Here is a 13,021-nt window from a genome sequence, read left to right as displayed (position 1 = left end):
CTCAGTTGCTCCCGTCCAGCAGCCGCCGCGCGATGACCTGGGCCTGGATCTCCCCCGCGCCCTCGAAGATATTGAGGATGCGTGCGTCTGCCAGCAGGCGGCTCACCTGATATTCCGTGGCGAAGCCGTTGCCGCCATGGATCTGCAACGCATTGTCCGCTGCCGCCCATGCGACGCGGGCGGCGATCAGCTTGGCCATGCCGGCTTCCAGATCGCAGCGCTTGTCTTCGTCCTTCCGGCGGGCGGCGAAATAGGTGAGCTGTCGCGCGCCCATGATCTCCGCCGCCATCATCGCCAGCTTGTTGGCGACGCGCGGGAATGCGAAGATGGGCTGGCCGAACTGCTTGCGGTCGAGCGCATAGGAAAGGCCGATGTCGAGCGATGCCTGTGCCACGCCGATGGCGCGCGCGGCAGTCTGAATCCGTGCGCTTTCGAAGGTCGCCATCAGTTGCTTGAACCCCTGGCCCTCGACCCCGCCCAGCAGGTTTTCGGCAGGCACGCGGAAATCGTCGAAGCCGATCTCATATTCCTTCATGCCGCGATAGCCGATCACCTCGATCTCGCCGCCGCTCATGCCGGGGGTGGGGAAAGGGGCATCGACCGTGCCGCGTTGCTTGGGCGCGATCAGCATGGAAAGGCCGCTATAGTTTTTTGTCGCGGGATCGGTGCGGACCAGCAGGGTCATCACATCCGCGCGCGCGGCATGGGTGATCCAGGTCTTGTTGCCACTGACCCGATATTCGCCTTCCGTCAACGTGGCGCGGGTTCGCAGCGAACCAAGGTCAGAACCGGTGTCGGGTTCGGTGAAGACGGCAGTGGGCAGGATTGCGGCGCTTGCGATCCGGGGAAGCCAATGGGCCTTCTGCCCGGCCGTGCCGCCGGTCAGGATCAGTTCCGCCGCGATCTCGGACCGGGTGCCGAGCGAGCCGACGCCGATCCAGCCGCGCGACAGTTCTTCGGAAACGACGCACATCGCCGTCTTGCCCATGCCGAGGCCGCCGAACTGCTCCGGGATGGTCATGCCGAACACGCCCATCTCGCCCAGTTCCTCCACCAGCGGCAGCGGGATCAACTCATCCTTCAGGTGCCACTCATGGGCAAAGGGGGCGATCTTTTCTTGCGAGAAGGCAAAGAACTGATCGCGGATCATGTCGAACATCTCGTCCAGACCCGCATTTTCCAGCATGGGGCGGCCACGCGCGTCCGCCAGATGCCCGGCGATGGCGGTCTTCACCGCTTGCGAGCCGCCGGAACGGATGAGCGTCGAAAGTGCGGGGGCGTCGAGCGCGGATAGGTCGTCGGTCAGGTCGGCCGGGCGGATCACCTCGCCCTGGTTCATCGGGATGCCGCCGCGAAGCTGCGCCCCATATTCCGCGAACAGCAATTGCGCGAGCAGTGCTTCCACGTCGGTGAACGCATCCTGCGCTTCCAGTGACGCGGCCCAGCCCGCCACTTCGCGCATCAGCTCGGCATAGGCGGCGAACCAGCCGAAGCCGTGGACGATATGCTGTTCCATATCGGCCTTGCGACGGTCGATACGGCCATCGACACTTGCGATCCTTGCTTTCACCTGCGGTTGCGCGGCAGCCACGAAGGCGTGCGCGGCATCGGCCGCGTCGGCAAGCAGCGACACAAGATCGGGAAGAACAAGTGCCGTGGTGGCGGAAACCTCCGCCATGTCCGCGCCGTTCATCCTTCGCCCGCCTGTTTCTTGTTCGCGGCGGCCATGGCCTTGGCATCCAGGCCGCCGACGAGATGGCCGGTCATCAACTGGTTATGCGCATGGGCCAGATGGTGCATGTGGAAAACGCCATCCATCGCCTGCCGCTTGCCGCGCAGGTCTTCCACGAAATTGACGGCCTGCTTGGTCAGCGCCAGGCCGAAGCGGTCGCGCGTCGCGATTTCCGCCGCCATCTTCGCCACGTCCTCACGCAGCGTTTCGCGCGGATAGATACGGTTCACCATGCCGAACTGATAGGCCCGCTCCGCAGGCATCCGTTCGCCAAGCAGCAACAGCTCGCGCGCGACCCGGGGTGGCAGCTCGAAGGCGTGGGCGAAATATTCGACGCCCGGTTGCGCCATCCGCACCGTGGGGTCTTGGAAGAAGGCGTCCGGCGATGCCACGATGAGGTCGCACACCCATGCGAGCATCAGGCCGCCGGCGATGCAGGCGCCCTGCACCATCGCGATCATCGGTTTGGGAATGTCCTGCCAGCGGCGGCATAAGCCGAGATAGGCGTCCTGCTCCAGCACATATTGGCGCTCGGCGCCGCTCTTGTTCAGATGATCCCACCACAGATGCGTGCGCTCGCGCGGCATCAGCGAGTCTTTTTCGGGCGTGCCGATATCATGTCCGGCCGAAAAATGCTTCCCTTCGCCGCCCAGCACGATCACCTTCACCTCGTCATCCTCGACCGCGCGCTTGAATGCGGCGTCGAGTTGCCCGAGCAGGCGATAATTCTGGGCGTTCGAATATTCGGGGCGGTTGAGCATCACCCATGCCACCGCATCCTCGACCTTGTAGGTCACATATTCGGGCTCTGGCTGCTGTGCGTCTTCGCTCATCGCTCTATCCTTTCGCTATCCACGCTCAGCGCGGCGCCATGCGGATGCCGCCGTCCAGCCGGACGTCCTCTCCGTTCCAATAGTCATTCTCGATCATCGCCAGCGCCATCGCGGCGAATTCTTCCGGCCGGCCGAAGCGCTTGGGGAAGGGGACGCTGGCGCTCAGCGACTGGCGGACGGCGTCGGAGGCACGCGCCATCAGCGGCGTGTCGAAAATGCCCGGCAGGATCGCGTTGACGCGGATGCCGTCGTTCATCAGGTCGCGCGCCATCGGGAGCGTGAGGCTGACGATGCCCCCCTTCGACGCGGCATAGGCGGCCTGGCCGATCTGGCCGTCTTCCGCCGCGACGCTGCCGGTGTTGATGATGACACCGCGGGCACCGTCTTCCTCCAGCGGCGCAAGGTCCAGCATGCCCTTTGCCGCCTTTGCGCAGCAGCGGAAGGTGCCGACAAGGTTGATCTGGATGATGCGGTCGAACTGGTCGGTCGGGAACGCCCTCGTCTCGCCGGTCGCCTTGTCCCGGCTGGCGGTCTTCACGACATTGCCGGTGCCCGCGCAGTTGACGATGATGCGTTCCTGCCCATGCGCGGCGCGCGCCTGCGCAAAGCCGGCATCGACCGAGTCCTCCGACGTCACGTCCACCTTGCAGAACAGGCCGCCGATCTCGCCGGCGACCTTGTTGCCGGTGTCCTCGTTGAAATCGAACAGGGCGACCTTGACGCCCCTGGCGGCCAGCGCGCGGGCGGTGGCCTCGCCAAGGCCGGAGGCGCCGCCAGTGACGATTGCGGCAATGCTGTTGTCGAGCTTCATGTCAGTCCTTCCTGTGCGTCTCGCTGGGCGATGGCGCCCTGGCCGGCCAGCGTGTCGAGCGCGTCCTCATCGAGTGTCAGCCATTGTTGCAGGATCTCGCGTGTATGCTCGCCCACGCGCGGCGGGCTGTGGCGGTAGTCCGCGGGTGTCTTCGAAAGCTTGCCGGGATAGGCGACGGTGGGGATTTCCACGCCATCCTCGCGCACGAAGCGATGAACGGTCTTGCGCGCTTCTACGAAGGGATCTTCGAACACGTCCTTGATGCTGTTGACCGGCCCGGCGGGAACGCCCCTGGCAACGAAGCGCGCCATCAGTTCGTCGCGCTTGAAGCCGCGTACCAGGTCCTGCACCGTCGCCTCGATCGCGTCGCGGTTGACGAGGCGTGCGCGGCTCGTGGCGAAGCGCGGATCGGTGCTGAGTTCGGGAACACCCAGGTCTTCGCACAATGCGCGGAACTGGCGATCATTGCCGACCGCGATGATCATCATGCCATCGGCGACCTCGAACGTCTTGTAGGGGACGACGGTGGGGTGGCGGTTGCCCAGCCGGCCCGGCACGACGCCCCCGACCAGCCAGTTCATCGATTGATTGGCCAGCATGGCAATCTGCGTGTCGAGCAGGGACAGGTCGATCTGCTGCCCTTCGCCCGTGCGCTCTGCATGACGCAGCGCGGCAAGGATGCTCACCGTCGCATACATGCCTGTCGAAAGGTCGGCCATGGCGACGCCCGCGCGGAGCGGACCGCCATTTTCCTCGCCGGTGATGCTCATGAAACCACCCATGCCCTGGGCGACAAAGTCATAGCCGCCACGGTCGGTATAGGGGCCGGTCTGGCCAAAGCCGGTGATCGAGCAATAGACGAGGCGCGGGTTGATCGCGCTCAGGCTTGCATGGTCGAGGCCATATTTCTTCAGGCCGCCGACCTTGAAATTCTCGACCACGATGTCGGCCTGTGCCGCCAGTTTCCGGATGATGTCCGCACCGGCCGGGTCGGCAAGGTTGATCGCGGCGGATCGCTTGTTGCGGTTGCATGAAAGATAGTAGGCGCTCTCGCCCTCTTCGGGTTCGCCATCTGCCCCGGTGAGATAGGGCGGGCCCCAGGCACGTGTGTCATCGCCATGGCCCGGCAGCTCGATCTTGATGACATCGGCGCCGAAGTCGGCGAGGATCTGCGTCGACCAGGGGCCCGCGAGCACGCGGGAAAGGTCCAGCACCTTGATCCCTTCAAGGGCCCGGATGGTCATGCCACGCCCCCGGCTTCGATCCACATCGGGGGCATGGTCTTCGATCGATGATGTGGAAAGCGCATCCTGCTCCTGTCCCCGCATGCTGTGTTGCATCCTTTAAGGAAGCAGATAGCGGGACGAGGAGGGGAGTACAAGAATTATTGCACTATAGGATACTTTTTGATGTCATCTGGCTTTTGTGGCGGTCGCCAGATAGGCGATCAGGTTCGCGCGGTCGGCGGGGTTGGCTATGCCGGCAAAAGCCATTTTGGTGCCCGGCACGGTGGCGGCCGGCCTGGTGACATAGCCATCGACGGTCTTGGCGTTCCAGACGATCTTGCTGGTCTTCATCGCCGGGGAATAGGCAAAGCCCGGCGCGGTACCGGCCTTGCGCCCGAAAAGCCCGGCCAGTGACGGGCCGATCTTGTTCGGCCCCGGCTGGACTGTGTGGCAAATCGCACAGCGTGCAAACACGACCTTGCCCTTTGCCGCATCGCCGGTCTGTGCCGCAGCGGGCATGGCGCCGGCGCCAACGGCCATGGCGGCCGACACCGAAATCAAAGCAAGGCGTGAAACAGGCATCGTCTATCCTCTTCTTTCAATCTGTTCACAATACTATACCAGTGTGCATTAATTGACCATAGGCGCCCGATTCTGAACGGGGCTTTAAGCGAGAGGGCGCGCGGTGCGGCGCGCCGGCAGGAGGAGCGGGATCACCATGACGACATCCGGCAAGGCACCCGCCATCGGTCGGTTCGGACCGGCTGCTATGCTGATCGCGCTGGTCGTGAATGTCATGTTCGCGCTCAACGTCATCGCCATGAAAGTGGTTGTGGATGCGACCGCGCCCTTGCTGTCTGTCGCGTTGCGCATGGCATTCGTGTTTCTCATATGTGCGCCGGCCTTTCGCTTCGTGCCGGGACGTAATCGCGCGCTTGCCGTCTATGGCCTCCTCAACGGCGGTCTGTTCCTGCTGTTGTTGAACTGCGCGTTGTTCCTTGCGACCAATGTGGGGGCGCTGGCGATCGCGGGGCAATTGAGCGTGCCGTTTTCGTTGCTGCTGGGCGCGCTGATCTTCAGGGAGCGGCTTTCTTCGTGGAAGATCGCGGGCGTGATCCTGGCCTTTGCCGGTGTCGCGATGCTCGTGTTCGATCCGCATATCCTGGGCGAGATCCCGGCCGTGCTGGTGATGGCGTGCGCTGCCCTCATCTGGGGCGGGGCGACCCTGATCCAGCGACGGCTGGCGGGAATATCGGTCATGAATATCCAGGCATGGAACGGCCTGATGGGCGCGGCCGTGCTTGCCCCCTTTGCGCTGATGTTCGAGCGGGGGGCGATGATGCGTCTTGTCCATGTGGGTTGGGTGCCGATCGCTTGGTTCACCTTTACCTGCCTGGGCTCCACGATCATGGGGCAGGGCGCGCTGGCCTGGCTGCTTCAGCGCCATCCCATCTCGACCGTGATGCCGCTGATGCTCGCCTCGCCAGTGATGGCGACGGTGTTCGCGTCGCTCTATTTCGCCACGCCGATCACGGTCGTGATGGTGGCGGGCGGCACGCTGGCGCTGGTGGGAGTCACGATCATCGCGCTGGCAAGAGACAGGTCATGAGAGGGTGAAACGTCGGCTGGGCAATAGGTGTCCGGCTGAGCCTCTTCCGTCAGGCGCGCTCGAAAATGGCGGCCAGCCCCTGACCTCCACCGATGCACATGGTTTCAAGGCCATAGCGGCCATCGCGACGTTTCAGCTCGCGCATCAGATTGGCAAGAATGCGCCCGCCTGTCGCGCCGATGGGATGGCCGAGCGAGATGCCCGATCCATTGACGTTCAGCTTGTCACGGTCGTCCCAGCCCCAGCCCTTGAGGCAGGCAAGCACCTGCGGGGCGAAGGCTTCGTTCAGTTCGACCAGGTCGATGTCGTTCCAGCCAAGGCCGGTGCGGGCAAACAGCTTCTGCACGGCGGGCACCGGGCCGATGCCCATGCGCGAGGGATCGCAACCTGCCGCGGCCCAGCTGTGCAGGAAGCCCATGGGTTCCAGGCCAAGCTCCGACAGCTTGTCTTCGGCCACGACCAGGCATGCGGCGGCGGCGTCGTTCTGCTGGCTGGCATTGCCGGCCGTCACCACGCCGTCCTTCTCGATGGGCTTGAGCAGGGCAAGGGATTCCGGGGTTGCGTCGGCGCGGATACCCTCGTCCCTGGCGAAGGCAACCGGATCGCCCCTGCGCTGGGGGACGGATACGGGAACCAGCTCATCATCGAACTTGCCCGCGGCCCAGGCCGCGGTGGCGCGCTGGTGGCTCATCGCGGCATAGTCGTCACAGGCCTCGCGGCTGATGTCATAATCATTGGCGAGATTGTTCGCCGTCTCGATCATGCCGCTGATGATGCCGTAGCGGGCAATCGGCTGCGACATCACGCGGCCGCGTGTCAAACGGTCGTGCAGCGTGGTGGAACCGGAGCGCGCACCATGGCGGTGATCCATCGAATAATATTCGACATTGCTCATGCTCTCCACGCCGCCGGCGATCACGATGTCCGCCGCGCCCGTCTGGATGCGCATGGCCGCGTCGATCACGGCCTGAAGACCGGAACCGCAGCGCCGGTCCAGCTGGACACCGGGGATGGATTCCGGCAGGCCCGCCGCCAGGGCAGACCAGCGGCCGATACATGGCGCCTCGCCATTGCCATAGCCTTGCGCAAAGACGACGTCGTCGATCCGTTCCGGGTCGATTTTCGTCCGCTCGACCAGCGCCTTGATGACGACAGCCCCCAGGTCGCCGGCGGCGATCGATGCAAGCGAGCCGCCGAATTTGCCGACGGCTGTGCGGATGGGGGCGACAATGGCGGCTCTACGCATGGGGAATCCTGTCTGCTGGAATGGAGGGATCGAAGCCCTCAGGCTGCGGCTTCGGCCTGTCGGATCATCTGTTTGGCGATGATCGTCTGCTGGATCTGCGAGGTGCCTTCGTAGATGCGGAGCAGGCGGACATCGCGATAGAAGCGCTCGACCTTGTATTCGGCCATATATCCCGCGCCGCCATAGATCTGCACGGCCCGGTCGGCGACGCGACCGACGGCTTCGGAGGCGTAATATTTGAGTGCCGAACATTCCAGGCTGACAGGTTCGCCGGCATCGAACTTCGCGGCCACGGAGTGCATCAGAGCTTCGGTGGTCAGCATGTCGACCTTCATGTCGGCAAGCATGGCCTGCACCAGCTGGAAGTTGGCGATGCGCTGACCGAACTGCTTGCGGTCCATGGCATATTGCAGGCTCATGTCGATCAACCGCTCGCACATGCCGAGCGCCACGGCGGCGATATGAATGCGGCCGCGATCCAGCACCTTCATCGCGGTCTTGAAACCGCGCCCCGGCACGCCGCCGATGATCGCGCTGGCGGGCAATATCACATCGTCAAGGATGACGTCGGTGGTGACGGCGCCTTTCTGGCCCATCTTCTTGTCGGGCTTGCCCAGGGAAATGCCCGGCGTGTCGGCGGGCAGGATGAAGGCGGAAATGCCCGCCGCGCCTTTGACGCCCGGCTCGGTTCGCGCCATCAGGGTGAAGACGCTCGCACGCGGCGCATTGGTGATGTAGCGCTTGGTGCCGCTGATCCGGTAATTGTCGCCATCCCGCACGGCGACCGTGCGGAGCGAACCGGCGTCGGAACCCGCTTCCGGCTCGGTCAGGCCGAAACTGGCGATGGCTTCGCCCGTCGCGAATTTGGGCAACCATTCGGCCTTCTGCTCGGGCGTGCCGTCCATCACGATGCCCTGACTGCCGATGCCGACCGTCGTGCCGATGGCCGAACGGAAGACGACCGAAGCACGGGTGATCTCGCGGATGATGGCGGCTTCTTCCGCCATCGTGCAGCCCAGGCCGCCAAATTCCTCCGGCACGGAGATGCCGAAGAGGCCTATGTCCTTCATCTGGTCGATGATCTCCGCGGGAATGGCATCGGCTTCCTCAACCGCGTCTTCCGCAGGGATCAGCTTCTCGTTGACGAAGCGGCGGACGGTGGTGCGGAACAGATCGAACGTCTCGGCGTCCATGGAAGCATCTCCTCTCCAGATGTTGGCGATCTATCGCCCGGCTCCGGACGAAGTCAATAAAAATTGCACTATAGACTAAAATTGAGCAATCGCCGTCATTGCGTCCATGCCGTCACAACGCACGGCCCGATATGCCCCGTCGCCATCGTCCTTCAGCAATACAGGCTGGCCGCAGAACAAGGGCGCAACGGCGCGGAAGCTGTAGGCGACGGGCGCGCGGCCGTGCCGCCGCGCATGGCCGAACAGGCGGGTGGCGGTGAAGGGGCCATGGACCACAAGGCCCGGATAGCCTTCCTCGCCGGTGGCGTAGGGCAGATCGTAATGAATGCGGTGACTGTTGAATGTAACCGCTGAAAACCGAAACAGGTCGACAGGGCCGGGTTGCCAGAGCGCGTCTTCAGCGCCCTGGGGCACATCGCCCTGCGCGACTGGGGCAGTGGCTGCCCCGGCATCGCGATAGACGATGGTCTGGGTTTCGGTCACGCGATCCTTGCCCGCCTGTGCGATGCGATGTTCCACCTGGACCAGCAGGAGGTCGCCACTGCGACCGGATTTGTGCGTCACGTCGAGGATCGTCGAGACGCGCTCTGCTTCCCAGTCCAGCATGAGGGGCTCGCCAAAGTGCATGTCGGATGCGGCGAACATGCGGCGGGGCAGGGTGATCGGCGGCAGGAAGCCGCCGCGCTTCGGGTGCCCGTCCGGGCCGATCTGGTCAGCGGCGGCGACGGGAAGGAAAAAGGCCCAGTGCGCGAGCGAGGGCTGGATGCGCTCTATGTCCAGCGGTTCGCCAATGGCGGCAGCGAAGCGGCGCAGCGCCTCCCTGTCTAGCAATTCCGTCCGGCTCTCGCTCTTGCCGATCCATGTCCGCCAATGGGCGACATCCGTTTCCGACAAGCTCATGCGACAAGTCCCTCATCATGCAGACGGCCGATCGCACCGCTATCCAGCGACAGCAATTCGGCCAGGATCTGGTCGGTATGCTCGCCAAGGCGGGGAGCGATGGCGACCGCGCCGCGATCTTCCCCCGTGAGCGTCGCGGCGGGGCCAGAGGTGGGGTAGGTGAGGCCGCTGGCATGGGTCAGCGTCTGGAACAGCGGGTTTGCGGTGAACAGGCGCGGATCGCCTGTCACTGCCTCGTGCAGCGTCCGATATTGGCCCCAGGTGACGCCGCCGGCGTCAAAGGCGGGTTGCAACGCGGCGCTGGTCCGCTTGGCGAAGGCCGCCTCAAACAGCGGAAACAGCCGGGTGCGGTGGATGAAGCGCGTGCCTTCGTCCTTCGCGAAGGAAATGCCCAGCTCCGTTTCGATGGCACTCACCGCCGCTGAAAGGTCCAGCGTCTTGAGAAGGCCCGTCCACTGGCGCGGCGTAATGGCGACCACGATCATCCGCTTGCCATCAGCCGTCACGAAATCGCGGCCGAAGGCGCCGAACAGGTCGTTGCCCATGCGTGGCCGGTCGCCGCTCTCCAGCACCTCCGCGACCTGACCCAGATGGCTGAGGCTGGCGGCGGCGAGGTCCGACAAAGGCACGCGGATTTCCGCCCCTTCGCCGCTCATGCGCCGGCGCAACAGGGCCGAAGTCATGGCGAACGCCGCATAGGCGCCGCCCAGCAGGTCCCATGCCGGCAACACATGATTGACCGGGCGGTCGTCATCGGCAGGGCCGGTCATCGCCGGAATACCGGCGGCCGCGTTGATCGTATAGTCTACGGCGGGGGCGCCATCGGCCCAGCCCATGACCCTTATGGTGATGATGTCCTCGCGCCGCGCTTTCAGCGCTTCATGGCTCAGGAAGCCTTTCACGGGATAGTTGGTGAGGAAAAGACCTGCATTGTCCCCTGGCGCGGTCGCCAGGGCCACGGCCAGCTCGCGGCCCTCGGGGCGGCCAAGGTCGATGGCGATCGACTTCTTGCCCTTGTTGAGCCCTTCCCAGTAGAGGCTCGCTCCGTTGGGCGCGATCGGCCAGCGGCGATAGTCGGGGCCGCCGCCGATGGAATCGAAACGGATCACCTCGGCGCCCATCTGTGCCAGATGCAGCCCACAGGAGGGGCCGGCGATGAACGCCGCGCCTTCGACGACGCGCAACCCTTTGAGCAGATCGTACATGCTTGCGCCTTTCCTGCGCCGTCAGGCCAGTTTTACGAGGGTCCGGCCCAGATTGTCGCCGTTGAACAGGCCCCAGAATGCATCCAGTGAACGCTCCAGCCCGTCATAGACCGTCTCGGCCTGCTGGATGAGACCGGCCTTGTGCCATTGCGTCATGTCGGCAAGGAACTGTGCCTCCATGTCCATATGGTCGAGCACGATATACCCCTCCATGCGGATGCTCTTGGTCATCAGCATGGTCAGGTTGCGCGGCACGGTGGGCGCGTCGGTGATGTTATATTGGGAGATCATGCCGCAAATGGCGAAGCGCGCCTTGTCGTTCGCCAGGGCCAGCGCAGCCTGCAGATGGTCGCCGCCGACATTCTCGAAATTGACGTCGATCCCGGTCGCGCCGATGGCCTTGACCGCGCGTGCAAGCGCCTTGGTCAGGCTGGGTTCGGCCTTGTAGTCGATCGCGGCGTCGATGCCGAGCACGTCGGTCAGGAACGCCTTCTTCCTCGGGCCGCCAGCGGCGCCAATGACCTTGTGGCCCTTTATCTTCGCGATCTGGCAAGCGATGGACCCGACCGCACCGGACGCGGCCGAAACGAATACGACGTCGCCGTCTTTCAACTGGGCGATGCGCAGCAGGCCGGCATAGGCGGTGAGGCCGGTCGAGCCCGCAAAGCCCAGATAGGCCTGTGCCGGCAGCGCGGCCCTGTCTCGATGCTGGAGCGCGGTGGCCGGGGCGTTGAACATCTCCCGCCAGCCCAGCCGCGAAAAGACAAGGTCGCCGGGCGCAAAGCCGGGGTCGTTGGACGTGACGACCTCACCAATGGCCGGGCCTTCCATCGGCGCGTCCAGCTGAAAGGGGGGGACATAGCTTTTGGCATCGCTCATGCGGCCGCGCATCGCGGGATCGACCGCCATCCACAGATTGCGTACCTGCACTTCACCGGCGGCGGGCGGCGGGATGTCGACGCTCACCAGCGCGAAATCCTCTGCCACCGGCGTGCCGACGGGCCGGCGCTTGAGATGCATTTCCCGAGATTTCATCCAGCGGATCTCCATTTGCCCTGGGGTATTGCATGACCCCATGGGCGCGCATTCAATAACCGCTCAGCCGTCCCCAGCGCTCGCGATGGAAGGACGCGCTGCCATAGCATTGCTCGGTGACGCGTGCCCGCTTCAGGTAAAGGCCCGCGTCATGCTCATGCGTCATGCCGATGCCGCCATGGAGTTGCACCATCTGGTTCGAGATGAGGTGCGCCGTCTCCGCGGCACTGGCCTTGGCCAGCGACGCAAGGCGCGGCAGGTCGGGGTCTTCGGTGTCGAGCGCCGTCAGGGCGGCTTCAACCGCCGAACGGGTCAACTGAAGCTCGGCGAACATTTCCGCCGCGCGATGCTGCAGCGCCTGGAAAGAGCCGATCACCCGACCGAACTGAACGCGCGTCTTGAGATAGTCGAGCGTCGTTTCGAACGCCTGTGTCGCAAGGCCGAGCATTTCGGCAGACATGCCCACCCTTGCGCGATCCAGGATCGCTTCCAGCAGTGGAGCGCCGCCATCGACCTCGCCCAGCACCGCATCCTCGCCCAGGGTAACGCCATCGAAGCGCAGCAGCGCCGGTCGCCGGGCATCGATCTGATCCAGCGGTTGGCGGGAAAAGCCGGCGATGTCGGCTTCCAGCAGAAACAGGGTAATGCCGCCGGCCTCTCCGGCCGCGCCCGACGTCCGCGTGGCAACGATGAACAGCGTTGCGCCCATGCCGTCCTGCACGGGACGCTTCATGCCGTCGATCCGCCAGCCATCGATCGTGCGCGTTGCCGTGAGCGATATGGCATCGGGGGCATGATGCGCGCCCTCGTCCACGGCCAGCGCGCCGACCACCGACCCATCGGCAATGCCGGGCAGCCAGCGCTGCTGCTGGTCGGCGGAACCGGCCAGGCGAAGCGCGCTCGCCATAATCAGGGCGGAGCTGAGCAGGGGCGTGGGGGCAAGTGTGCGGCCAAGCTCCTCAAGGATGAGGCCAAGGCTCAGATAACCGAAATCGGACCCGCCCATCGCCTCCGGCACCAGAATGCCCGTCCAGCCCATGGCGGCCATTTCCGCATAGATGTCAGGATCAAAGCCGGGGCCATCGCCCGGTCGACCGCCGCCGCATTCATCGTATAGGCTGCGCATGGCGGTGACGGGCATGCGGTCGCGCGCCCATTCCGTCGCCATGTCCTTCAACATCGCCTGTTCTTCGTTCAGCACCGCCACGGCGCATTCTCCCGCATAGCTTTC

At 64.7% G+C, this 13,021-nt stretch carries 12 protein-coding genes; 1 reads left to right on the top strand and 11 read right to left on the bottom strand.

The window, feature by feature from the left end:
- Position 1: 1 nt before the first annotated feature.
- From WFP78_RS12595 to WFP78_RS12575, 5 genes are all read right to left on the bottom strand, one after another.
- Complete coding sequence (locus WFP78_RS12595) at positions 2-1,693, bottom strand: acyl-CoA dehydrogenase family protein (protein ID WP_336962660.1); 1,692 nt, start codon at positions 1,691-1,693, stop codon at positions 2-4.
- A complete protein-coding gene (locus WFP78_RS12590) occupies positions 1,690-2,565 on the bottom strand; it encodes an enoyl-CoA hydratase (RefSeq protein WP_336962657.1) in 876 nt (291 codons plus the stop codon). The genes WFP78_RS12595 and WFP78_RS12590 overlap by 4 nt, the downstream gene beginning before the upstream one ends.
- 25 nt (positions 2,566-2,590) lie before the next feature.
- A complete protein-coding gene (locus WFP78_RS12585; RefSeq protein ID WP_336962654.1) occupies positions 2,591-3,376 on the bottom strand; it encodes an SDR family NAD(P)-dependent oxidoreductase in 786 nt (261 codons plus the stop codon).
- Positions 3,373-4,620, bottom strand: a complete 1,248-nt coding sequence (locus WFP78_RS12580) for a CaiB/BaiF CoA transferase family protein (RefSeq protein ID WP_336962651.1) — start codon at positions 4,618-4,620, stop codon at positions 3,373-3,375. The genes WFP78_RS12585 and WFP78_RS12580 overlap by 4 nt, the downstream gene beginning before the upstream one ends.
- Positions 4,621-4,788: 168 nt before the next feature.
- On the bottom strand, positions 4,789-5,184 hold the full coding sequence (locus tag WFP78_RS12575) for a c-type cytochrome (RefSeq protein WP_336962648.1): 396 nt from the start codon (positions 5,182-5,184) through the stop codon (positions 4,789-4,791).
- 136 nt (positions 5,185-5,320) lie between these two features.
- On the opposite strand from WFP78_RS12575, the gene WFP78_RS12570 reads away from it, so the two are divergent.
- Complete coding sequence (locus tag WFP78_RS12570; protein ID WP_336962645.1) at positions 5,321-6,211, top strand: DMT family transporter; 891 nt, start codon at positions 5,321-5,323, stop codon at positions 6,209-6,211.
- Positions 6,212-6,260: 49 nt separating this feature from the next.
- Here the strand turns inward: WFP78_RS12570 and WFP78_RS12565 are convergent, their stop codons facing one another.
- The 6 genes from WFP78_RS12565 to WFP78_RS12540 form a co-directional block, all read right to left on the bottom strand.
- The gene (locus WFP78_RS12565; RefSeq protein ID WP_336962642.1) at positions 6,261-7,457 is read right to left on the bottom strand and encodes an acetyl-CoA C-acetyltransferase; all 1,197 of its coding nucleotides are present in this window, start codon (positions 7,455-7,457) and stop codon (positions 6,261-6,263) included.
- A 38-nt stretch (positions 7,458-7,495) separates the two neighbouring features.
- Positions 7,496-8,650 (bottom strand): acyl-CoA dehydrogenase family protein, encoded by a 1,155-nt coding sequence (locus WFP78_RS12560; protein ID WP_336962639.1) that lies wholly within the window; start codon positions 8,648-8,650, stop codon positions 7,496-7,498.
- Positions 8,651-8,725: 75 nt separating this feature from the next.
- On the bottom strand, positions 8,726-9,550 hold the full coding sequence (locus WFP78_RS12555; RefSeq protein ID WP_336962636.1) for an HTD2 family dehydratase: 825 nt from the start codon (positions 9,548-9,550) through the stop codon (positions 8,726-8,728).
- A complete protein-coding gene (locus tag WFP78_RS12550) occupies positions 9,547-10,755 on the bottom strand; it encodes a CoA transferase (RefSeq protein ID WP_336962633.1) in 1,209 nt (402 codons plus the stop codon). Before WFP78_RS12550 ends, WFP78_RS12555 begins: the two co-directional genes overlap by 4 nt.
- A 21-nt stretch (positions 10,756-10,776) precedes the next feature.
- Positions 10,777-11,790, bottom strand: coding sequence for an NADP-dependent oxidoreductase (locus WFP78_RS12545; protein WP_336962630.1), 1,014 nt, complete (start codon positions 11,788-11,790; stop codon positions 10,777-10,779).
- A 52-nt stretch (positions 11,791-11,842) separates the two neighbouring features.
- Positions 11,843-12,997, bottom strand: a complete 1,155-nt coding sequence (locus WFP78_RS12540; RefSeq protein WP_336962627.1) for an acyl-CoA dehydrogenase family protein — start codon at positions 12,995-12,997, stop codon at positions 11,843-11,845.
- Positions 12,998-13,021 lie beyond the last annotated feature (24 nt).

The sequence above is a fragment of the Sphingobium aquiterrae genome (genome assembly GCF_037154135.1).
Classification (GTDB): domain Bacteria; phylum Pseudomonadota; class Alphaproteobacteria; order Sphingomonadales; family Sphingomonadaceae; genus Sphingobium; species Sphingobium aquiterrae.
The sequence above is the reverse complement of the archived record's forward strand: the minus strand, read 5'-3'. Positions and strand labels throughout refer to the sequence as shown.